21 protein-coding genes are annotated in these 22,564 nt (G+C 37.3%); 11 read left to right on the forward strand and 10 right to left on the reverse strand.

Features of this window, described 5'->3' with window-relative positions; all coding sequences use genetic code 11:
- The first annotated feature begins 317 nt into the window (after positions 1–317).
- From V7112_RS18390 to V7112_RS18405, 4 genes are all read left to right on the forward strand, one after another.
- Positions 318–1,325 carry a TAXI family TRAP transporter solute-binding subunit gene (locus V7112_RS18390; RefSeq protein WP_335422539.1) on the forward strand — a complete coding sequence of 336 codons (1,008 nt, stop codon included), beginning with the start codon at positions 318–320 and terminating at the stop codon, positions 1,323–1,325.
- Between the two features lie 85 nt (positions 1,326–1,410).
- Complete coding sequence (locus V7112_RS18395; RefSeq protein ID WP_335422540.1) at positions 1,411–3,438, forward strand: TRAP transporter permease; 2,028 nt, start codon at positions 1,411–1,413, stop codon at positions 3,436–3,438.
- Positions 3,439–3,598: 160 nt separating this feature from the next.
- A complete protein-coding gene (locus V7112_RS18400; RefSeq protein ID WP_335422542.1) occupies positions 3,599–4,984 on the forward strand; it encodes an aspartate aminotransferase family protein in 1,386 nt (461 codons plus the stop codon).
- Positions 4,985–4,988: 4 nt separating this feature from the next.
- Positions 4,989–5,837 (forward strand): MurR/RpiR family transcriptional regulator, encoded by an 849-nt coding sequence (locus tag V7112_RS18405; RefSeq protein WP_335422544.1) that lies wholly within the window; start codon positions 4,989–4,991, stop codon positions 5,835–5,837.
- 43 nt (positions 5,838–5,880) lie between these two features.
- Here the strand turns inward: V7112_RS18405 and V7112_RS18410 are convergent, their stop codons facing one another.
- Complete coding sequence (locus tag V7112_RS18410) at positions 5,881–6,870, reverse strand: DUF3231 family protein (RefSeq protein ID WP_335422547.1); 990 nt, start codon at positions 6,868–6,870, stop codon at positions 5,881–5,883.
- 86 nt (positions 6,871–6,956) lie between these two features.
- Entirely contained in the window at positions 6,957–7,445 is a 489-nt protein-coding gene (locus tag V7112_RS18415; protein WP_335422549.1) for a hypothetical protein, read from the reverse strand.
- Positions 7,446–7,621: 176 nt separating this feature from the next.
- On the opposite strand from V7112_RS18415, the gene V7112_RS18420 reads away from it, so the two are divergent.
- Both V7112_RS18420 and V7112_RS18425 read left to right on the forward strand, forming a co-directional pair.
- The gene (locus V7112_RS18420; protein WP_335422552.1) at positions 7,622–8,227 is read left to right on the forward strand and encodes an alpha/beta hydrolase; all 606 of its coding nucleotides are present in this window, start codon (positions 7,622–7,624) and stop codon (positions 8,225–8,227) included.
- Positions 8,228–8,362: 135 nt separating this feature from the next.
- Positions 8,363–8,563, forward strand: a complete 201-nt coding sequence (locus V7112_RS18425; RefSeq protein WP_335422553.1) for a CLC_0170 family protein — start codon at positions 8,363–8,365, stop codon at positions 8,561–8,563.
- A gap of 35 nt (positions 8,564–8,598) precedes the next feature.
- Here V7112_RS18425 and V7112_RS18430 read toward each other — a convergent pair whose 3' ends face one another.
- On the reverse strand, positions 8,599–8,748 hold the full coding sequence (locus V7112_RS18430; protein WP_165439141.1) for a hypothetical protein: 150 nt from the start codon (positions 8,746–8,748) through the stop codon (positions 8,599–8,601).
- Between the two features lie 171 nt (positions 8,749–8,919).
- Between V7112_RS18430 and V7112_RS18435 the strand changes: the two genes are divergently transcribed.
- The gene (locus tag V7112_RS18435) at positions 8,920–9,633 is read left to right on the forward strand and encodes an ASCH domain-containing protein (RefSeq protein WP_335422555.1); all 714 of its coding nucleotides are present in this window, start codon (positions 8,920–8,922) and stop codon (positions 9,631–9,633) included.
- A 191-nt stretch (positions 9,634–9,824) separates the two neighbouring features.
- Positions 9,825–11,000: a D-alanyl-D-alanine carboxypeptidase family protein gene (locus V7112_RS18440; RefSeq protein WP_335422557.1), complete on the forward strand. Its 1,176-nt coding sequence runs from the start codon at positions 9,825–9,827 to the stop codon at positions 10,998–11,000.
- 48 nt (positions 11,001–11,048) lie between these two features.
- Here the strand turns inward: V7112_RS18440 and V7112_RS18445 are convergent, their stop codons facing one another.
- The 7 genes from V7112_RS18445 to V7112_RS18475 form a co-directional block, all read right to left on the reverse strand.
- Complete coding sequence (locus V7112_RS18445) at positions 11,049–11,582, reverse strand: DUF5381 family protein (RefSeq protein WP_335422559.1); 534 nt, start codon at positions 11,580–11,582, stop codon at positions 11,049–11,051.
- Positions 11,583–11,637: 55 nt separating this feature from the next.
- Entirely contained in the window at positions 11,638–12,405 is a 768-nt protein-coding gene (locus tag V7112_RS18450; RefSeq protein ID WP_335422560.1) for a hypothetical protein, read from the reverse strand.
- Between the two features lie 9 nt (positions 12,406–12,414).
- Positions 12,415–13,671 carry a hypothetical protein gene (locus V7112_RS18455; RefSeq protein WP_335422563.1) on the reverse strand — a complete coding sequence of 419 codons (1,257 nt, stop codon included), beginning with the start codon at positions 13,669–13,671 and terminating at the stop codon, positions 12,415–12,417.
- A 230-nt stretch (positions 13,672–13,901) separates the two neighbouring features.
- The gene (locus tag V7112_RS18460; RefSeq protein WP_335422566.1) at positions 13,902–14,315 is read right to left on the reverse strand and encodes a GtrA family protein; all 414 of its coding nucleotides are present in this window, start codon (positions 14,313–14,315) and stop codon (positions 13,902–13,904) included.
- Complete coding sequence (locus V7112_RS18465; protein ID WP_335422568.1) at positions 14,284–15,315, reverse strand: glycosyltransferase family 2 protein; 1,032 nt, start codon at positions 15,313–15,315, stop codon at positions 14,284–14,286. The genes V7112_RS18460 and V7112_RS18465 overlap by 32 nt, the downstream gene beginning before the upstream one ends.
- Before the next feature lie 162 nt (positions 15,316–15,477).
- Complete coding sequence (locus V7112_RS18470) at positions 15,478–17,172, reverse strand: DUF6044 family protein (RefSeq protein ID WP_335422570.1); 1,695 nt, start codon at positions 17,170–17,172, stop codon at positions 15,478–15,480.
- 101 nt (positions 17,173–17,273) lie between these two features.
- A complete protein-coding gene (locus V7112_RS18475) occupies positions 17,274–18,647 on the reverse strand; it encodes a S8 family peptidase (RefSeq protein WP_335422572.1) in 1,374 nt (457 codons plus the stop codon).
- Between the two features lie 166 nt (positions 18,648–18,813).
- Between V7112_RS18475 and V7112_RS18480 the strand changes: the two genes are divergently transcribed.
- From V7112_RS18480 to V7112_RS18490, 3 genes are read left to right on the forward strand one after another with little or no spacing between them, the layout of a single operon-like run.
- Positions 18,814–20,298, forward strand: coding sequence for a spore germination protein (locus V7112_RS18480; protein WP_335422573.1), 1,485 nt, complete (start codon positions 18,814–18,816; stop codon positions 20,296–20,298).
- Between the two features lie 24 nt (positions 20,299–20,322).
- A complete protein-coding gene (locus V7112_RS18485) occupies positions 20,323–21,411 on the forward strand; it encodes a GerAB/ArcD/ProY family transporter (RefSeq protein ID WP_335422575.1) in 1,089 nt (362 codons plus the stop codon).
- Positions 21,408–22,490 carry a Ger(x)C family spore germination protein gene (locus tag V7112_RS18490; RefSeq protein WP_335422577.1) on the forward strand — a complete coding sequence of 361 codons (1,083 nt, stop codon included), beginning with the start codon at positions 21,408–21,410 and terminating at the stop codon, positions 22,488–22,490. Before V7112_RS18485 ends, V7112_RS18490 begins: the two co-directional genes overlap by 4 nt.
- The last annotated feature ends 74 nt before the right edge of the window (positions 22,491–22,564 follow it).

A 22,564-nucleotide genomic window follows, 5' to 3' on the forward strand; every position in this document is an offset into this window, starting at 1 on the left:
ACACTATATATAGTATGCAATCCGATTTTTTCCTAATTCCCTTCAAAAATGGAATTATCCTATTTACGTAAAGAGACCGAAAAAGGTTTCAAACAGATGTAATAAATCTCAAGTTTATCTGATAATTTTTTAAAATTATTATTTCAAACACATTAAGTAAATATTAAAAATATTTTGCAAACTATAAACAATATGTGTTAACCTATATTTGTAGGTTTAAAATTGGTAAAAATCCCATTTTAAACCAAAATGGTAGTTTGGTAGTAAACCTCATTACCGAGGTTCTACATAAAAAAAGAATAATAGGGGGAATGCAAATGCTTAAGAAGTACTCATTTCTTACTTTGCTATTAGCATTGGTTTTAGTCATTGCTGCTTGTAGTAGTGATAACACGAATGGTGACGACAAGGATGATGGTGGAGGAGATAGCGGTAAAAAGGAAACGGTTGATCTTCTCATGGGTACTGGTAGCCAAGGTGGTACATATTTTCCACTTGGTGCAGAGATGGCAAATGTTTGGAACAAGAATATTGAAAGCGTTAACGTAACATCAACCGAATCAGGTGCCTCAGTAGAGAACTTAGCGAAAATTTCAAATGGTGATTTTGACCTTGGAATGACTGTTAATCTACCTGCTTACAATGCTCTTAACGGAACAGGTGACTTCGAGGGTAAGAAGGTTGAGAATTTCGCATTTATTGGACATATTTATCCAGAAGTTCTTCAAATTATTACACGCGAAAGTACAGGAGTAGAAACAATTGCTGATTTAAAAGGAAAGCGAATTGCGATTGGACCTCCAGGAAGTGGAACGCAAACAGCAACTAAAGCAGTATTAGCAGCCTATGGTATTAATGATGGGGATTATGATGCATATCAAGAAGGATTTGGTGACGCCAAGTCGAAGCTTCAGGATGGTACGATTGATGCTTCATTCGGCTTATTAGGCTTACCAGACGCTGGAATAGATGAGCTTCAGGCATCAGTAGGAGATGTCAAGTTTTTAGAGGTAACTGGCGATGAGCTAAATGTTGTTGAAGAAAATAGCGGTTACTCAGGCTACACAATCAAGGCAGGCTCTTACGAATGGCTAAAAGAGGATGCAAATGTTGTATCGGCCTATGCTATTCTTGTTGCAAATACAGATACAGTGGATGACGAACTAGCATACCAACTTGCAAAGGTTATGCTTGAAAAAGCAAGTGAAAATACACATGCACAATCAGCCCACATGACAAAAGAAAATGCACTCAGCGGATTAGGTGAGTTACCAATCCATCCAGGTGCAGAAAAGTATTATAAGGAAATTGGAATCCTAGATTAATAGCTTCAAAAGGAATAAAGGGCTTTAACACTATGTGTTCTGGCCCTTTTTTCACTAATAAGTAAATGACCAGGTGGTGAAGGAAATGAAATGGTTTTTCACAAAAAGGAAAAATGACAACGATGAGCAAATGATGGATGATGAAAACCTATCAACTGAAGAGATACTAGAAAAAACGGATGAAATTCTAGAAAAATATGACCGGGAAAGTACATATCGGAGAAACTTAGGAAAATTCACATGGGTAGTACTGACGATTGCTGTATTATTAACACTATTTCATTTATATACGGGCTACCGTGGTTCATTTGAGGCGCGTATCCAAGGTCCAATTCATTTGGGAACAGCGTTATGTTTAATCTTTCTACTCTATCCAGCAAAAAAAGGATTACAGAGGAAGCAAAAGGGAGTACCTTGGTACGATGTTGTCTTAGCAGCTATTTCCTTATGTGTTGGTTATTATAATGTTTTCTTCTATGAAGCATTAGTTACAGAAAGAATTGTATTTGGTTACACAACACCAGACTACATTGTAGCAACTTTTGGTATATTACTCGTTCTAGAAGCTACAAGACGGTGTGTTGGTTTACCAATAGTTATTGTTGCTGGTGTTGCCATTCTATACGCTTTATATGGGAATTTGATTCCAACAAAACTTTTTTCGCATCGTGGTTTTTCATGGAACACACTTGCAAGTGATTTATATCTAACAACGAAAGGAATCTATAGCACGCCAATTCAAGTTTCATCAACTTTTATATTCTTATTCCTTCTGTTCGGTGTGATTTTAATTCGAACAAAGATTGGCCAATTTTTTAATGATCTTGCATATGCTTTAACGGGTCGTTTTACAGGAGGGCAGGCGAAAGCAGCGGTTGTTTCAAGTGCCCTTCAAGGAATGGTCTCAGGAAGCTCTGTCGCCAATACAGTTGGTTCAGGCGCATTTACGATTCCAATGATGAGGAAGGCTGGATATACTCCGGAATTTGCTGCAGCAACTGAAGCCTCATCGTCAACTGGTGGCCAGATTATGCCGCCAATTATGGGAGCTGCTGCATTTATCATGGCATCCTATACCAATATACCGTATAGCCAAATCATGATTGCAGCTATTATACCTGCCCTTTTATATTTCTTAGGAGTATATTTAGCCGTACATTATGAGTCAAAGAAACTAGGTATTATCGGTGTTTCGAAGAATCTATTACCTAGTTTAAGAGACTTAATGATTAAGCAAGGTTATTTACTTCTTCCTATCTTTGTGATTTTTTATGCGTTAGCAATTGGGCGCACACCGATGAGGGCGGCTTTGCTTGCAATATTTATTGCATTTTTGGTGAGTCTTATTAAAAAAGAAACACGCCTGTCCTTATGGGGAATTATAAAAACACTAGAAGAAGGCGCAAGGGTTGCTTTACCTGTCATTGCAGCTTGTGCTGCTGCTGGAATAATCGTAGGTGTTGTTGTTCAAACAGGTCTAGGTGGTAGGATTGCAGATGGTATCATCGAGTTAGGTGCAGGTAGTTTAATCCTTACCTTAGTCTTTACAATGGTTGCATGTTTAATTTTAGGTATGGGATTGCCTACAACCGCCAACTATGTTGTAACCGCAACACTTGCTGCTCCAGCATTAATTCAAGGGTTAGATGTCCCTATCTTAGCGGCCCATATGTTTGTCTTCTATTTTGGAATTGTTGCTGATATTACGCCACCTGTTTGTTTAGCTGCCTATGCCGCTGCAGGATTGGCTAAAGCAAATCCATTTAAGACTGGGGTTACAGCGACCAAGCAGGCAACCGCGGCATATATCATTCCGTTTTTCTTTGTCATCAATCCACAAATGCTTTTAATTGACTATGAAATCCCGTTTTTAACTATTTCAGTAATTACAGCAATTATCGGAATGTTAGGTGTAAGTACTGCGATGGTGGGCTATTTTATACGAAGAACTTATATTTGGGAACGCTTAATTCTCTTTGCGGGAGGCCTTTGTTTAATCTCGCCAGATATCTATCTAGGACTGGTAGGTATTGTTGCAATAGCTGCGGTATTGTTTATGCAATCCCGCCGCCCAAAAGAAAATATTCAAGCTCCAACGATTTCACTGAGCTAGAGTTCAACCACCCTTTTTCAATAAGGGGTGGTTTTTTACTGTTTTTGTCGAAGGAAAAATTTAAATTACTTATTTACTTCGGAGATTGTCTCACTCTATAATGAAATAAATATTTCATTTATAAAATATATGAAATATAAATTTCTGAGGGGTGTTTCGATTGACATTGTTTCAATCTAACAAAGAGCTTATTTCTGAAAAAACAATTGGGTCTGCAAATTTATTCGCTGACGCAAAATCTGTCATTCCCGGAGGAGTTTCAGCGAATATAAAATATTTTTCGCCTCATCCGATTTTTATGGAGAAAGGAAATGGGAGCCGGTTAGTTGATGTTGATGGAAATGAATATATCGATTATTTATTATGCTATGGGGCACTACTTCTTGGGCACGGACACCCAGAAGTTACATCTGCCGTAATTCATCAATTCACATCTGCTGGAACAGCCGTTTTTGGAGCACCACATGCTTTAGAAGCAGAAATGGCGAATAAACTAATAAATTATTTTCCTGGTATCGAGCAAGTCCGTTATACCAATTCAGGTTTGGAGGCTACATTACTAGCAATTCGGTTAGCTCAAGCGTATACAGGTAAAACAACAATCGCCAAATTTGAAGGGCATTACCATGGAGGTTATAATGAGGTCTTGCTAAGTGTAAATCCTGACATAGATGAAGCTGGAGATGAGAAGAAACCAAACTCTGTACCAGAGTCAAAAGGGATATCAGCACATAACGTCGAAAATACAGTTATCCTACCTTTTAATGATTTGGAATCAACGGAAAAAATAGTACGGCAATACAAGGACGATATTGCAGCTGTTATTATTGAACCTGTTCAAGGTGGATTTATACCAGCTGAAAAAGAATTTATGGATGGACTTCGGAAGCTAACGAATGATCTTGGGATTGTTTTAATTTTTGATGAGGTTAAAACTGGATTTCGCTTGACACTTGGAGGTGCTCAATCGATTTACGGAATTAAGCCAGACCTTACAGCCCTAGGAAAGGTATTGGGAGGTGGATTCCCAATAGGAGCTGTCGGTGGACTCCGAGATATTATGGAGACCATGGATCCTTCCAAAGGAAGAGATATTTTATCCGCAGGTGGAAAGGCTACAATGAAGGAGCATGTCCTTTTTCATAGTGGAACCTATAATGGTCATCCGCTTGTACTTGCAGCGGGATTAGCGACAATTAAGGTACTAGAAGGAGAAAATATATACCCAGAGTTAATACAAAAAACAGAAAGTCTTCGTTCAGGTCTTGAACAACTTTACCATTCATATGGGATTCCTCTCCAGACTGTTGGGATGGGAAGTATTTTCAATCTTGTCCATACGAATCATAGAATCCGAAATTACCGGGATTTGTTAGCAGCAGATATGAATCTTCGGAAAAAAATAGATTATGAACTTTTAAAGCTGGGAATCTATACAAAGCCACTTAATCGCTATTCGATGTCTATCGTGCATACAGAAGAAGATATTAAAGAAACTATCAGAAAGCATGAGAGGGCGATTAGGGGTGTGAAAGGAATCGATTAGAAAAATGCAAGAAGTGTACCAACATATAACGAATAAATTACCAGAAATGAGTAAATCACAACGTAAAATTGCAAAGTATGTATTAGGCAACACAGAATCTGTTCCATTTTTTACAGTAGGTCAGTTGGCAAAAATGGCAGATGTAAGTGAGGCAACTGTTGTTCGTTTTTCTACATTTTTAGGATATAGCGGGTATCCGGAGTGGCAAAAGGCGATGCAGGATTCTGTAAAAAGACAGCTCACCACAGTGGAACGTCTAAAAATTTCTGATGATATTTATGATTCAGAGGACAAAGCCGTTTACGAAATGTTTCAAGAAGAAATCAACCGTATTCAAAAAATGGCAGATCAATTTGATATAACCGCCTTCCATCAAGCTGTTCAGTCAATTATTGAGGCAAAACGAATTTTTATTGTAGCGAATCGAAGTGCCGTTTCACTCGGATCCTTTATGGAGTTTTATTTAGATCTATTGTTCGAGAATACAGAGTTAATTAGGAATCCGAATGGTATTTCTGAAAAGTTATTTCGAATAAATGAAGATGATGTTGTAATTGGACTCAGCTTTGCAAGGTATACGAAAAATACAATTGAAGCAGTATCATTTGCCAAAGACCAGGGGGCAAATGTCATTGCTATTACAGATACAATGCTCTCGCCCTTGATTCCTTATGCGAATATTGTTCTTTGCTCACCTAGTGAGATGCCATCTTATATTGATTCGTTTGTGGCTCCGTTAAGCTTGGTAAATGCGTTATTAACGACAGTTGGTCGAAAAAAACGGGGAGAAATTGAAAAACATCTGTCAGATTTAGAGGAAGTGTGGGAGAGGTTTCAAATATTTCAAAAATAACCGACGTGCCTTAAATTGCACGTCGGTTATTTTTGAGTATTATTTAATTTTTTCGGTCCAGATTATGAGGCGGTTCTTGTATCCATCCTCGTTCAACTAGCAATTTAAAGCCTTTTGCAGAGTATAAGAAAATTTCTCCGATCGTTTTAGAGTAAAATGCAACCAAATCTGTTCTCATCGATAATGCCTGGGCATGGCCAATAAGAGTAATATCGATTCCGTTAAGAGCATGGAAAAGAGTAAGAATCAATCTATCCGAAAACGGTGAAACGGTCGAACCTGTGACCTCCATTGGGATGGACGTTGTCCCCATTAGATTTTCTTCTATTAATAGGTCATTAATAAAGGTAATTTGCTTCTCAGAAATCTCTCGTCCTTCTTTTATAAACTCAAGAATTTCCTTGTCTTGGACCACCTGCTGAAACCCCATACACAGGATAATTGCAAAGTAATTGCGCTCAATATTAAAAAACATATCCGTAATTTCAATCATATTTAATGGTCTTTTTCCACCGATTAGCTTTGTTAAATATGTCTTCTTTTCGATATACTCATTTTTAGTAGGGTAGACAACCATCGGTGGTCGGTCATAGATCCCCTTTTCAAGCATTAACTGTGTAGCCTCATTATATTGCTTCAATGCATCTGTTAAGCCAATTGAAAAAAATGACCGAACGTCTTCCCTAGCGATATTCACTGTAATGAAACTAAAATTGATCATGTTCATTCGACTCATTGCATAAACAAATGTGAGTGCAAATGAATCGTAAAACAGTGGTGGTGCGGACAAGTTCAAATCCTCATCACTAAACTCATCAGGTATTGGAATCTTCTCTTCTGAAAAAATCCGCTTTATTTCTTTCATTTGCCCAGTATATATTTGATAAGCCTCTTTCAAGATAGCTTTAATTTCTTCATCACGTAAATGGTGAAGAAAATATTTGATTAAGCATACCGTCAAACTACCCTGAATAAACGTGGTCCATAGTCCACCGATTTCAGCGCTGGATAAGCGAACATTATGCTTGTCCATGAGGCAACCTCCTCAAATCATTATCTATGGTAGTATAGGCTAAAAATCGTTTTCTATTCTTTAGCATAAAGACGCACTCAATCAATTTAACCATTCATTGCCCGATATAATTGTTCAAATTCATTATTAATCATTTTCATTTCTTTATAAGCTTCATCTGTTTTCTTTGGGTCGCCAGTTGTGATTCCTTCAAGCTGTATTCTCATGACTTCCATGTATTTTTCAATAGAGGCTTGTACAAGGTTCCTTAATTCATGTAAATTTTCATTGGTAGGTTGATCATCAAGCTCAATTAAGTTGAAAATGTACATTGCCTCTTCGTTCGCGATTTGCATCGTTTCAATGGCGGCCTCAAGTTCATCATCTTTTTTCATTTCATCCAAAAGCATGTCTAGTTCCTCATTAAGCTGGATAAACTTTTGTACATGACTTTGGAGGCTTTCTAATATGGCCTTATCCTTCTGTGAGAGATTCTGATCAAGTATGCTGTACAGTTCTGTGGCTGTCTTTGAATTGGAAGTACATCCTAGTAAAAAAGCTAATAAAATAAACGGAATGATAATTTTTCGATTCATACGGCCCCTCCTAAAAACATATATAAAAGGATATGAGTCTTGTCCTCGTTATATGTCATTTGACAAATAGATTATAGTATATTATCTTGAATTTAAGATACTTTAATTAATTCTATTATTTGAATTAAAAATAGGAAATAGTAGAATGAGTCTATTCTTTTGGAGGGAATTATATTATGAAGCATATTTTTAGAGAAGGTATAGATAAAACAAAACCAACACTTCTGTTATTACATGGAACTGGAGGAACTGAATCTGACTTATTACCGTTGGCACCACATATTGATGAGGAAGCGTCTGTATTAAGTGTTCGTGGAAATGTATCTGAAAATGGCATGCCACGCTTTTTCCGTCGCTTAGCAGAAGGTGTGTTTGATATTGAGGATCTTATTTTCCGAACAAAAGAATTAAATGAATTTCTTGATGAAGCAGCTACAAAATATTCATTCGATAGACATAATATTGTAGCAATTGGATATTCGAATGGAGCAAATATTGCCGGAAGCTTATTATTCCATTACAAGGACGCCTTAAAAGGAGCCATCCTCCATCATCCAATGGTACCAAGACGGGATATCGAGCTGCCTAATTTAACAGGTACACCAGTCTTTATTGCTGCGGGAAAAAATGATCCAATCTGTCCTGCACAAGAAACAGATGATCTCAGTGACCTCTTACAAAAAGCAAATGCGGATGTCGAGGTTCACTGGGAAAATCACGGACATATGTTAACCGGAACTGAGGTTGCAGCAGCTGCGGCATGGTATAAAAAGCATTTTTAAAACAGGCTTTTTGGCTAATTGGAGAAATGGCGTGAAGTGTTCAAGGATATGACAATTGATATCAATTGTACAACAAAAATTCGAAGAATAGGTTCAAAGGCAAAATAGTCTTTGTGTACCAAAGGAGTCAACATGGTGTTTATTGGGTATTTAAATTACATTGTAATATTAAGTGTAACGACCGGAATCTTGATTCTCATGTTTGATGTGAAGAATTATAAAAAAGCAAATATGAAGAAAGAACAAAAAGTTAGTAAGGTTCTGGGATGGTTTAATATATCAACTGGGATTCTCGTTTTAATCCTGAATTGGTTTTATCAGAATTTTTATTGGTGAGAATACTGGCCAAGGCGAAACCTGGCCAGTCTAGCTTATTTCTTTTTCTTCTTTTGAACGTTTTGCTTTTCTGCCTCTACCTCTGTATAGGATGCAAATTCAACGAGCTCCTCGCTGATTCTATTTCCTTTTTTCACATTATTATTTCGCTGCGCATTCGCATTTCCACGCTTCGTTCTACCCAATTTCTTCAACTCCATTCTTAGTACTTCATTCGTAGTATGAGAAGTATCCAATCTTTTATGCGAAGACATTAAATAGGAAAATTAGCCATTTTACCTTCGTGCTTGGCGAGTTTTTGTTGTTCATTTTAAATCATTCATTATATAATTCAAGTAGTGGAAGAGGTGATTTGAATGAAACGAATCGATTTTTGGGGTCGAGATGAATATGATGAAAGACTGCTAGAAGAAGTACTACGTGGTGTGAAGACGGTCACCTGTACCCCCAAGGTTTGGTATGATCAATTACCGAGCGAGGAAAAAAGCGAAATTGGTGATATCATTCAGGTTTTTACAAAGCGGGATGAGCATAAAGCTAACCTCCAGATTACCGATTTTTATGAAATTCGATTTGGCGAAATTCAAGGTCAAGTGGGAGAACGAATTGCAAACGGGGAAAATTCCACTTTAGATGAATTTATCGAGGACCATGTTTTTAGCTGGGAGAAGCCGTTGCACAATGATGGGTTTGAGCTTAATGAGGACACCATTATTGTAGTGGAGCATTTTAAGGTTACAGACATTTTTACAGATGTTATCATAGATCTGCACCTTGTCCCAATGACAGAAGCGGAAAGGTACAAGGCAACCAATTGGAATGATTTTGAATTGTTTAGAGAGTCTACAGATTACTATTATTCCGTCTATAAAAAAAAGGATTTTGTTGCGTTTGTTCGATTTCGTCAAAACGAAAAGAACACATACATGTATTATAAAGTAAATCCTGATTTTGAAGGTCAGATAGATGAAAAAGAACTTATGAAGAACGCTGAAAAGTATGCTAAGGAAGCACTTTTGGCAACTACGATCATCCACGAATGGAGTTCCATATACACCTACCATAAATAAAGAAATTGTAGATGTTTGGCAATAAATCATGCCAACATCTTTTCTCTGTCTGGCTCCAGGCGCCTTGCGCTTTTCTCTGTCCAGTCAGAAAACCAATTTGACATTCGAATACCTGTAATTGTAGAATCGTGGGACGATGGGATAGGTTTTTTTGTCCTATAGAATTGGAAACACTGCAAGGGAGAAGTGAAATGAAGCAACTTAATTTTATTTTGATTCTAGTATTTTTGATGACTTCTCTTTCGCCTTTTCAAGTTTTTGCGGAGAATTCTCCGTCCATAAACGCACCAGCGATTAAGAGTGATGCGGTCATTTTATTAGATGCAAATACTGGTTCAATTCTATATGAGAAAAATAGTCATGCACAAATGTATCCAGCAAGTTTAACGAAAATGGCAACGGCCATTTATGCGATAGAAAAAGGAAATTTAGATGATGTCGTATCGGTAAGTGCAAACGCCTATGAAACAGGTGGTACGCGCGTTTACCTTGAAGAAGGAGAGCAGGTCACATTAAAACATCTTATTCAAGGCTTATTGATTAATTCCGGAAACGATGCCGGAGTTGCGATCGCAGAGCATCTGAATGGGAGTGTTGAGGCCTTTGCAGATTCACTCAATCAATATTTAAGAGAAAAAATTGGCATCAAACAGACTCATTTTACGAATCCACATGGTCTCTTTGATGAAAATCACTACACAACGGCATATGACCTTGCGTTAATAACGAAATATGCGTTAAAAAATCCCGATTTTCGTGAGATTTTTGGGACAAAGGAATTAGCATGGGACGGAGAATCATGGGATACCACCCTATTCAGCCACCATTTATTACTTAGAGGCGAAATCCCTTATGATGGGATTACTGGTGGGAAAACTGGTTTTGTTCAAGAATCGCGTTATACCCTTTCAACATCCGCTGAACAAGGAGATTTGTCTTTGATTGCCATTGTTTTAAAGGCAGAGCAGAATGAATATGCGTACGAAGATACAGTGGAACTTTTAGATTATGGCTTTGAAAATTTTGAGGTAACAGAGGTGGCGGCAGACGAGAAGTTTTACGGTGAACAGAATGAAAGCTATCATTTGAACAAACCACTTCAATACACTCAAAAGAAAAATGAAACCGTTCAAATGGCAATGAACGAACAGGGTGTACTCCAGGTACTAGGGGATGATGGTCGACAACTTGCGATGAAGCAGCTCAAAATGGATATTCCAAAGGAAGTGATGGGCACGCGTGCCGAAATCAATCCGGCTGTTCTTCCAATAAAAAGTCATTTACCGGCCATCCTAATGATCGTATTTTTAAGCGTTGGTGTTGTTTTCCTTCAAAAAACAATAAAGAACATGAAAAAAAGCACTTAAAAAAAGTGCTTTTTTTGTGGAACTCAGGCTCTGTCCCTACCTCAGTCCCTATAATTTAATAGTCTCACTAGAATTTTTTCGTTTTTTCTCCCAATTAATCTTGCAGGTAAGAGTTGCAAGAGGCAGGATATATTCCTCGACTAGTTGTTTAAGGACCTGATCTGGAATTAAGTTATAGTAAGAATAGTAGTATTTTTTTCCGTTTGTTGTAGTGACAACGAGGTTTTGGAACACGCCGCCACTTAATTTTTCAGTATGCCATCCGTAAAATACATCCGTGATTTCAGACAGAGGTACACGATTTTTACGGTTAACTATATGGCCATCTTCAATTGTAATCAAAACTTTACTCTTTGATAGTACAGAAATGAGTCTTAGGATAGCACCGCCTGTAAATAGGACACCGATTATGCCTATGATGATTCCAATAAATCCTTTGAATGTACCAAGAGTAGCTCCGATGATTAGAAGGATTAGAGAGGCAATAAGTCCTACACCAGCTCCCATGTATAAGCAACCAACCCCACCGCTCTTATATACAAGGTCAACACCATTTTTATTTGGTATCAAATAGTTATTCATAAAAAAACATCGATCCTTTCATAATGAAACGCTTATTCCATAGCTTTTTTTAGTTTCACTGAGGAACCTTCGTGTATTTGTTCATAAGCTCTTTCATGGAGGTTCTGCTGCTTAATTTAATATTGAAGTTATCGCCTATTTTTTCTATTTCATAGTTTTTCTCTTTGTTATCTGTAAACAGGATTACATTATCAACAATTGGTTCGTTCTTTTCACTAAATTCGATAAACATTAGGGTGTTCAGTTTGCCATTTGCCTCCCATAATACCTTGAAAAACTGATCCATTTCACCTTCAAAATGCGGAAGGTCGAACTGTTTATCGTTACTATCAAATATTTCAAGTAAACCTTCGAATTCTTCTTGTGTGAGTTTGAGAGCAGAATTGGACAATGGGTCTTCTTCACTTACACCAAAGAACTCCACTAGATCATCAACGACATCTTTATCTGTGATTTTTTCAAATACATGGACCTGATCATCGTATTTTGTGTATTGTTTAACCACGAAGCTATCCCCTATATGATAGGAGGTCGCTTCTTCAGCGTTTTGATCACCATGTTTGGAAGAACGAACAGTCTGTTCCGCAGAGTTAATGAAAATGACAATTTCTTTCAGGTCGTCAACCATTGTAAACTTACGATTTTTATAAATTAATAGGTCTTTCGATAATAACGAGCGATTGGCCGTTTCTAACATGAGTTCTACTTTTTCATCACCTAAATCTCCAAAGTACACTTGTCTTAAAGCATTTCCTTGTTCAAAATAACCTTCACTGTAAAAACAAAAGATTACCTCTTCAACAGAAAGTGAAAATTTCTTCATAATATTCATTTAACCTCCAAACCCCAAATTACTAAAGAGCTTACCAGCACCTTTTACTAAGTTCACAGCATTATTTTTTACAACATTAAATCCTTCTTTTACCTTGTCTACACCTTTTCCGATAAACTCAGTTCCTTTATGGATGTTGTCTTTAAACTTAACAGCGGTGTCTGTTACCCATTGTGGTGTATGTTTTGTAATGGCATCACCAACAAGGCTGCCGAGGAATCCTCCAACACTAGCGCCGACAACAGTACCAACAGGACCGAGTACGCTTAATGCGCCACCAAGGATGACGGCACCTGCAGTAGATGCTGCCGTATTAACGACTGTTTTATAGGCTGCTTCGCCCACAACCTTTGCATTTTCTGTTTTTAATTTTTCAATATCATTGCCATATAAGGCGTAGTTTTCCGTAATTTTAATAGTTGCTCCGATGCCTTCAGTTACGACTGTAATTCCCCCTGCAAGAATAGCATTTCCTTTTAAGAAACGAAGGGAATTTTTTGTCATCGCACCCGCATTATTTTTAATCACATTCATGACGCCTCTTGCCCCATCATCGGATGCTCCTAACATCATGGCCTTTACATTATTGGCATAATTCACAACGGTTTTCGGAAATTGCTTTGTATATTTATTGTAGATTAACTCAGATAAAGACTTATCTTTATGTCTAAATAGGGATGATGGTTTTGCTAAGAAACGGGCAGCTGTATTTAAATATTTATTCCGTTCAATGAAATCTATCACGCGACCAGTCGGGATATTAAACTTTTTGAAATTTTTGTCGGACGTTATGAATCGATATAGCCCATTATCCATTTTCTCAAACTGGAATCCAAGGGCTTGGTAGAGGAACGCGCTTCCCGAATAAAGACCTGCTGTAATTAACCCATCCACAACTCCCCATGTATTGTTATAGAATTCATACAAATTACTTGGAAGAAGGTTTTTTCGAAATTCTTGTAGTTTATCCTCCAATTGTTTCCCTTTTTGTGATACTTTGTTTTCAGCTGTTTGATATGTTTGGACTGTGTTTGTAATAAATGATTTTAATTGAATTAAATCACGTTCAATGTCTTGCATTGATCTCGTAGCGGTTGACAATCTGCTTTCGATACCACTACGGCTTGAAATTTTATTGTCTATGCTGTGCTTGAGAGAATTCACATTTGAACTTATACTTGACAGTTTTGTAATAGTTTGGCTTAAGCCTGGTATGTTTCCATTCAACGCGCTTGTGTTAATATGTATTTGCGACAAAATGCTTCACTCCTTTATGGGGATTATCAGTTATTTCTAACTTGGATTGATACAGGTGAAGGAATTCGAAGGGTAAATTAGTCACTACAGATAATGGTAAAAAAGTAGTGCATTTTCGTAAAGGGACTAAAGGTTTATTTTACAGTGTTTTTCTTGCAATTATTGTCGAAAAGAGGTTTATTTTGCCTAGTGTATCTTCTTAATACAAAAAAATGAAAAAAAGCACTTAATCAAAGTGCTTTTTCCAATGAAAACACAATATATTTCTGCCCAAGATAGTTAGTGATTGTATAAAGTCCTGTTCCTATTATAACGGCTAACTCATTTGTATACTCCACAATAATGAAACCAGCTATTATCTTACTTATTGAAAAACAAAGAAAATAACAGGCTACAATCACTGTAACAAATAAGGGGAAACTCCTTCCAAACGAAGCCTCGCTAGCGAAAGTGAATCGTCTGTTCAACACATAACTGACAGCAGCGCCAATCGAATTTCCGAGAAAGGTCGATAGCCAGTAGGAGAAACCTACTACATCAAGCAATAAAAAAATGCTCAAGAGCCCAATAATTGTATTTATGAATCCAACAAGCAAAAAGCGAATAAATGTATTAGTTGGTTTCAGAAAGTGAGTTGTAATCAATCAGAAGTTCACCCTCTTCCGGGGCATATGGCACCTCTTCAGGAACCGCAAGATTATATGTGTCAATATCAACAACAAACTTTGGCCGTCGCTTCGTTTCCTTATAGATTTTGCCGATATACTCCCCGATAAAACCTAAAGCAATCAACTGCAGTCCACCAATTAACCAAATCGACGTGATCATGGATGTCCATCCTGTCGTGGTTTGTCCACTAAATTTCAAATAAAAAAAGTATCCCCCAAATAGAAGGCTGACAAAAAAGGAGAGAAACCCCATCAGGGAAATGAAGCGGATTGGTGTCACACTAAAGGATGTGATTCCATCGAGAGCAAATGAGATCATTTTCCGTAACGGGTATTTCGTTTCCCCAGCCATTCGTTCCTTTCTATCATAAAAAACAGACGTTGATTGAAAGCCAACTAGCGGAACAACTCCTCGTAAAAAGAGGTTACTCTCATCAAATTGTTCAAGTGCTTCAACAGCTCTTCTACTCATTAACCGGTAATCAGCATGATTATAAACGAGGTTCACACCCATGAATTGCATCAATTTATAAAAGCCTTGTGCTGTATGTTTTTTAAATAAAGTATCTGTCTTGCGCTCTTTTCGGACACCGTATACGACTTCATAGCCCTCAGAGTATCGAATTAAAAACTCTCGAATGACCGAAATATCATCCTGCAAATCGGCATCAATCGAAACAAGACAATCAGACCCGCGTTTTGCAGCAAAGAGTCCGGCCAGTAATGCGTTTTGGTGTCCCACATTTCGTGCGAGCTTAAGTCCTTTGATCTTATGATCATCTAGACCTTTTTTATAAATGATCGACCATGTTTGATCCTTGCTGCCATCATCAATAAACAAAAGTCTACTTTTTTTTGAAACGAGTTCGTCTGTAATAAGCTCATCTAAAAGGGTACGAAGCTGCTTCATTGTTTCTGGAAGAACTTCTTCTTCATTGTAGCAAGGGACGACAATGGTAAGTGATGGTGCGTTCATGATGAATCCCCCCGATTGATTAGGTTAAGTCAAAACAAATGAACTGCGGATTGCGACACAAGCTAAATGTTTTCAGCACTCTGAGTCCCAATAACCTCTGTATTGCGACATAAACCTAATGTTTTCAACTTTCATTGACTAAAATACTAGTACTAGTAACTCTCAGTAATCAAAGGTTACCCGATATAAATAAATCCTCCATGCTGATTCTGATGAATCGAAGGTTTGTTCAAGCACGAGGTCATTTTTCGCAGCATTTTTGATGGGTAAGGAAGATAAAATGTACCTTCCTCCCATATCGTAAAATGCTTGCATATTCAGTTCCATTTTCTTAATTTTCTTTTTGGAGGTCTTTTCGAACATATAATGTTTACCAAGTTCATCTAGAAAGATATAGCAACGGCCTCCCCATTCATCGAAGTATTGCTGCAAATCATGATCCTTTTCTAATTCTTTCGCGATAATTTCACGAAATTGATGCTTATAGGAAAGAGGATAAAAGTTATTGTATGTATCTAGAGTATAAAACCCGTTAAATTGAGCGATGGCAGGATGGAGGCCAATACTGGCTACACGGTAGTCCTCCTGTGGCAATCCGATATACGTTTTAATGTCCTCGAATTGTTTTTCTGCAAAAAACTGTTGAAACGTTGGCTTCTCTTTATATTTGATTTCTTCATTAAAAATGGTCACAATGACTAATTGGGCAATCAGGAAAATAAAAGCTGCTCGTTTCCAGCCAGTTGTGTTCTCCCACATGATTTTTAAGGAAATGGCAAATAAAACGTAGATCACCATTGGTCTAAGGAAATGGTATCTTGCAAAATTAAAGGTATTAAGAAAATGAAACCGTTCTGTTAAAGGAATCCAGCCTTTATAAAACCAAAATGCATACCAAATGGATAAAGTAGCATTAAGGATATGTAAGAAAAGAAAAACCTTCTCTTGTTTCCACCGCTTCTTTACGATCACAAGATTCAAGGCTAGTAAGCTAACAGGCAAAATGATCAAGCCATGAACACTTAGTACATGGGTATGACCCACGACATAGTTTTTTAAGGAAAGTTGTAAGGCTTGAAGGAATGATAATCGTGCATGAAAATATTCATCACGACTGTTAGGTTCATCCATAAACAGAAAAGAGTATACAAGTCGGTATTCAACTACCATAAAAATGAACGTGAAATAGATGAGTGCCCATAAAAAGCGAAGGTTCCAGCCTTTACCGCGAAGACAATCGACAATCCACAAAATCCCCATCGCGCTTATGAAAAAGAAAAAACCAAGAACGATGCTCGAATAGAACGGAAGTAAGGTTAATGTTAACCAGTTTACCCGTGATTTTTCTCCTGCACGAATATTAAGCAGTGCCCAAAGGGCTAACGGCATCCCAAGTGTACTCAGCATTCCAGAAGGCCAAAAAGGTGTCAGGGCAAAAACTAATGAAACCCCAACCCGAATCCAAGACCATTCATCACGCGTTAGAAAATGTTTTTTTAATAACAAGTACATTCCAAGAAAGGCGAAAAATCTCGTAATGAATTGGCTTAACCCATAGGCGACCATCGGTGGAAATAAAACATGTAACCAAACAATTCCGCTAAGCTCTGTTCCAAAAGCACCTCTTTGAAGCTCTCCATTGATAACTTGCGGGATGGTCGCATTGACCGGTCCAAGCATTTGATTGCTTTTGGCTAATACTCGATACCAAGCAAGGTTCGAATCTAAGTTGTCATGAACTCGTAGATGAGCATTCTCTCCAAGAATAAAATAGGGAGAGACAAAAATGACGATGAGTAAAAGTGCGGCGATGATAAGACGATACTCACTTCGTTGTAGAGTTCCAGTATGAGACAATGTCCTTCCTCCACTCATTTTTGCCAATTTCATTTTTATCCTTTCCATAATTAAATGGAATATGAATTTGAAAAAGAAAAAGTGGGGGAAACCCCACTTTTTTACTTAGAGCCAGTTCCTTGTTTTGCCTGCTGAAGGGCTTGCACAATATCAATGAGTCCCTCTCCAAAATAAATATCCTTTCCTGCTTTACCAAGATCCAAGCTTGTTCCCTTGATCATATCCATAATTTCTTTATTTGAAAGGTTTGGATTGATTGAGCGCATTAATCCTGCAAGAGCAGCGACATGTGGTGCTGCCATCGATGTCCCTGATAAGGCTGCATATTGTTCATCAATATAGGTACTTGGTATCGTCACACCAGGTGCAGCCACATCAATATAATCACCGTAATTCGAAAAATCCGCTTTATCTCCATTTAAATCAACTGCTGCTACACTTAAAACCTGCGGATAGGCAGAAGGGTAACTCGGCTGGCTTGAATTATCATTTCCTGATGCCGCAACCATCACTACGTCGTGTCTATATGCATAATCAACCGCTTGTTTTAACAGCTTTGAGCCTTGGTAGTTACCTAAACTCAGGTTGATGACATCAGCTCCGTGATCGGTTGCCCAAATGATGCCGCGGGCAATATCAAAGGTAGAGCCATATCCATCAGCGCCCATTACTTTTACCGGCATAATTGGGTTAAACCAGGTAATTCCTGCAGTTCCTTCGTGATTGTTTGTTTGAGAGGCGATAATTCCGGCAACATGTGTCCCATGACCATTGTCATCATCCGGAACATTATTGTCTTTTAGGACGTTATAGCCACCAGCAATTCGGTTAACAAGGTCAGGATGATCCAGGTCGACTCCCGTATCGACGATCGCAATTTTTACTTTATCCGATCCTTGTGAAATTCCCCAGCCATTTTCTGAATCAATCATTCGCAAATTCCATTGAAAATCATTGTATAAAAGGTCGTTTGGGTGCTGCTGGTTTTGCATTAAAATATAGTTCGGCTCGGCAAATTCCACATTTTTATTTTTTTCGAAGTAGTAAATCATTTCAGTTGTTTTCATGTTATTTGATTCAAAAATATAAGATGAATCAAGTTTACGTAATAGCTTACCTTCAATATCCTTTTCGATTTGTTTAATTTCATCTTGTGTTAAGTGCTTTTTAAAATCAACGATGACCTGATGGTGATGGTAATGACTTTTGTCTTTACCATTATGGTCAATCACATCAATTTCTTTATGGGTGTCTAACTGTTTTTGAACATTATTGTATAGCTGTATCGAGTCCACATTCATGATTTGGGGAGACGTATCAATTGTTTCATTTCCTAAATGTAAAGAACGATTCGGAGAAGAAAATGATTTAGGTCCCACTTTATCATCATGATTAAAGAAAGAAAAAGAAACGAATAGTGTGAGTCCAATTGTAATGACCAATGCGACGATCGCGATTCTTTTTTTATTCCACATCTATATCACCTCAGGATACACTTTTTCTTTTAGTATCTTGCCTAACTCCCTCTTTCATGCCAAGATTTCATTCCAATAATTTCATCAGAAAAAGAAAAAACATGCATAATTTCCATACATTTCATGGAATAACTAACAGAAGAGAAGAAGTGAAGAGGAGATCATTATGGCGAATTGGTTTAAGAAAGAGTATAAAAAACCTCGATTAATAGAGGAGATCTATCAAACTTTCCGAAAATCAGCAGATTTTATTTGTCATTTTAATAATCAAGCCATACGCCCTTTTTGGATTTGTTATCAGCGCAATATTATTGATACACAAACACTCAACGAACAGATTCTACCTTATTTGCTATACGCGAAAATTCATTCAATCCGCGATCTTAAAGGAATTCTTCCAAATAAGGAGATTGTGATTACTAATAAGGTTAGGGAAATAGAAGAAAAGCTTTTACAAGGCAGTATTATGATTCAATTTCACAAAAATGACAGCTATTGTGCCCTTATTGATGCTGTGAAATTTGAAAAAAGGTCAGTGAGCCCTCCATTAACGGAATTTAGTGTAAATGGGCCAAAAGAGGCATTTGTTGAATCACTTGATACGAATATAAATTTGATCCGAAAGCGACTCCCTGTGCCTGAATTGCGAGTAAAGGAATTGACAGTTGGAAAAGTTTCAAAAACAAAGGTAGGTATTCTTTATATAGAAGATATCGTAGAGAAGGAAAATGTGCAAACGGTTATGCAACGCATCAGTGATATTGAGTTCGATCAGATTAGTGATAGTTCTTTTATTGCCCAAATCATTAGTGATAATCAGAACTCACCCTTTCCACAGTTGTTGGAAACAGAGCGGCCTGACCGCGCAGCTTCAGTATTAGTTGAGGGGAAGGTAGTTGTAATATCAGAGGGTTCACCTCATGCTTTGATTACACCAACGACCCTTGTCGAGTTTTTTTCATCGTTTGAAGACTATTTCATGAATTGGTATATTGCATCTTTTGTTCGGATGCTTCGGCTTTTTGCAGTAGTCTTTTCCATATTAATAACACCAATATACGTTGCGGTTCTTACTTATCATCATGAGTTAATTCCTCGGGACTTACTGGCAACTTTGGTTATTTCAAGACGTGAGGTTCCATTGCCACCAATTTTAGAGGCTTTGTTTTTGGAAATAGTTATTGAGTTACTACGTGAGGCTGGTGCAAGACTGCCGGCCAAGGTTGGACAAACAATCGGTATCGTGGGTGGTATCGTAATTGGAACGGCATCTGTTGATGCAGGACTTACAAGTAATGTCTTGCTTATTATGATTGCACTTGCTGCACTCGCATCATTTACAACACCTGTTTATACGATGGGTAACACCATCCGTTTAATTCGGTTTCCTTTTCTTCTTATTGCACAGCTATGGGGATTATTAGGAATTGTGATGTGTTTCTGTTTTCTATTAACACATTTAATTCGATTAACATCTTTAGGTCGACCATTCTTAGAACCAATCTACCCACTGCGGATGAGAGATTTAAAGGATGCATTTGTTCGGCTGCCATATTCCCAGCTTTCAAAGCGCCCGATTTATGTTCGCTCAGAAGATACAAGACGGTTCAATGCCAAAAATGCTAAGGATAAAAAAGATATTGATGAATAACCCATAAACCAAGGAGTTGCAGTGATGGAAAGGGTCAAAGAATCATTTTTAGTTTCTCCTATTTTTGTATTTTTCTTAATTCATTCCATGCAAGTAGGGGTGGGGTTGCTTGGTTTCCAACGGATCATTGCAAAATCAGCAGGGTATGACAGTTGGATTTCCGTCATTCTGGCGGGAGTAGCTGTACACATTATTGTGTGGATAATGTATAAAATCTTAAATGATTCAAAGGGGGACATAATCGAAGTTCATAAAGAGGTTTTTGGGAAGTGGATAGGCAGTTTTTTTAGCCTATTATTTATAGTCTACCTAATGGCAATGGCAATAACGGTATTACGCACTTATATCGAGGTTGTTCAAGTATGGATGTTTCCGGAATTTAATGGCTGGGTTTTTGGTTTTTTTACAATGGTTCTCACATACTATATTATCCTTGGTGGTTTTAGAACGGTAACGGGTATCAGTTTTTTTAGTATTGTCCTGCCGGTTTATATCATTTTTTTAGTATTTTATCCGTTGGAATATGCCAATATCCGAAATTTAGTGCCAATCATGAATCATTCGTTATCAGAAATTGCCCAATCTACAAAGGATATGACTCTTAGTATTATGGGATTTGAAACGCTTTTGATATTTTATCCTTTTATTAAACATCCAGCAAAGTCACAAAAATGGGCTCATCTTGGAGTCCTAGCAACTACGGTTTTATACTTATTAGCTGCATTAACAGCAATTATGTTTTACAGTTCAGACCAGCTTGATAAAATCATCTGGCCAACTCTAACCATGTTTAAAGTAATCATCATGCCATTTGTTGAACGTTTTGAATATATCGGAATAGCATCATGGTTTCTTATCGTCCTTCCTAATATTTGTATAGCAATCTGGGGAGCAAGCAGGGGATTCAAAAAGGTGTTTTCAGTGCAACAACGAAAAGCAGTCCTTTTTATTTTACCAGTGGTTTTAGTGGTAAGTGGTTTATTTAAAACTCGTCATCATATAGATGTGCTAAATAATTACATGTCAAAGTTTGGTTTCTATTTTATTTTTGCTTATATTCCAATCCTCTTTGTGCTCACATTAGTCATTCGTAAACTGAGGGAGAAAAAATGAAAAAAACTCTAATAGGAATTGCGCTAGTAGTCATTATTGTAGTAACAATTATTTACGGTAGGATAACAGAAGAAATTATTGATGAAATTAATATGGTGGCAGCTGTTGGGTTTGATCGTGCTGAGGGTCAAAAAATTAAAGGAACAGCTGTCATTCCCGTTTTTAATGCGGATAAAAGCATCGATAATACTAGTTTTACTGGAGAATCTGTATTAGCTAAAGAAATCATTAATGAATTACAAAAAAAATCAGCTGACCCTTTAGTAACTGGTGCAATACGTGTTGTCATATACGAGGATGAGCTTGCAAAAAACGGAATTTTACGGTATATCGACGCCCTTCAACGTGATGCAAGTATCGGGTCGAAAATTAATTTAGCTATTATAGAAGGAAAGACAAGGGATGTATTAGAAAAAAATTTAGGTAACAGGGGTACAGGAGAATACCTTTCAATCATGTTACAACATCATACCAAGCAAAGAGATTTGCCAAGGTCAGACCTTCATACCTTTATGTATAGACATTTTATGGTAGGGATGGATCCCTATCTTCCAATTTTAAAAATGGTTGGTGATAAAATGGAGCTTACTGGTCTTGGACTGTTTCAGGATGGAAAAATGGTGTCTATACTGGATGAACCTGAAATGTTCTTCTTTAAGGGGATGGTCGAAAATTACGGCGAGGGATCTTATACTATACGATTAAAAGGAACAGATGAATATGCATCCATCAAGAGAATCAAAACAAAAAGAAAAATAGAGATAGAGGATTTACATGGGGATCCGAAGGTAAACATTACGATTACCCTTCAAGGGATTTTAAGTGAGTTTTCTGGGCAAAAACTTACTTCAAAAACCATTCATAAAATAATTAATGAACTCGAAAACACAATTAAAGAAAAATCAGAAGGAATGTTAAAGGATTTTCAAGATAAAAATATTGACCCAGTTGGGATAGGATACATTGCCAGACATTCAACTCGGGGTGTAGATTTTGAAAAATGGAAGTCGGATTATCCTAATATAGAAATAGCCGTTCATTCAAAGGTTGTACTAACCGAGACGGGTATTACTGATTAATATGGTAACAAAAAGAAAAGGGCAATTTACTTGCTTTAATCCTATCAACCAGTGTTCAATAGGGTATGATATAC

Source organism: Bacillus sp. JJ1566 (assembly GCF_036962685.1).
Lineage (GTDB): Bacteria > Bacillota > Bacilli > Bacillales > Bacillaceae_L > Ferdinandcohnia.

Coding starts and splice junctions, on each gene's coding strand:
- V7112_RS18410 (WP_335422547.1), bottom strand. CDS start 6,870: ATGGACAAGCATAATGTTCGCTTATCCAGCGCTGAAATCGGTGGACTA.
- V7112_RS18415 (WP_335422549.1), bottom strand. CDS start 7,445: ATGAATCGAAAAATTATCATTCCGTTTATTTTATTAGCTTTTTTACTA.
- V7112_RS18480 (WP_335422573.1), top strand. CDS start 18,814: ATGGCGAATTGGTTTAAGAAAGAGTATAAAAAACCTCGATTAATAGAG.
- V7112_RS18485 (WP_335422575.1), top strand. CDS start 20,323: ATGGAAAGGGTCAAAGAATCATTTTTAGTTTCTCCTATTTTTGTATTT.
- V7112_RS18450 (WP_335422560.1), bottom strand. CDS start 12,405: ATGAAGAAATTTTCACTTTCTGTTGAAGAGGTAATCTTTTGTTTTTAC.
- V7112_RS18490 (WP_335422577.1), top strand. CDS start 21,408: ATGAAAAAAACTCTAATAGGAATTGCGCTAGTAGTCATTATTGTAGTA.
- V7112_RS18395 (WP_335422540.1), top strand. CDS start 1,411: ATGAAATGGTTTTTCACAAAAAGGAAAAATGACAACGATGAGCAAATG.
- V7112_RS18435 (WP_335422555.1), top strand. CDS start 8,920: ATGAAACGAATCGATTTTTGGGGTCGAGATGAATATGATGAAAGACTG.
- V7112_RS18445 (WP_335422559.1), bottom strand. CDS start 11,582: ATGAATAACTATTTGATACCAAATAAAAATGGTGTTGACCTTGTATAT.
- V7112_RS18405 (WP_335422544.1), top strand. CDS start 4,989: ATGCAAGAAGTGTACCAACATATAACGAATAAATTACCAGAAATGAGT.
- V7112_RS18390 (WP_335422539.1), top strand. CDS start 318: ATGCTTAAGAAGTACTCATTTCTTACTTTGCTATTAGCATTGGTTTTA.
- V7112_RS18420 (WP_335422552.1), top strand. CDS start 7,622: ATGAAGCATATTTTTAGAGAAGGTATAGATAAAACAAAACCAACACTT.
- V7112_RS18440 (WP_335422557.1), top strand. CDS start 9,825: ATGAAGCAACTTAATTTTATTTTGATTCTAGTATTTTTGATGACTTCT.
- V7112_RS18465 (WP_335422568.1), bottom strand. CDS start 15,315: ATGAACGCACCATCACTTACCATTGTCGTCCCTTGCTACAATGAAGAA.
- V7112_RS18475 (WP_335422572.1), bottom strand. CDS start 18,647: ATGTGGAATAAAAAAAGAATCGCGATCGTCGCATTGGTCATTACAATT.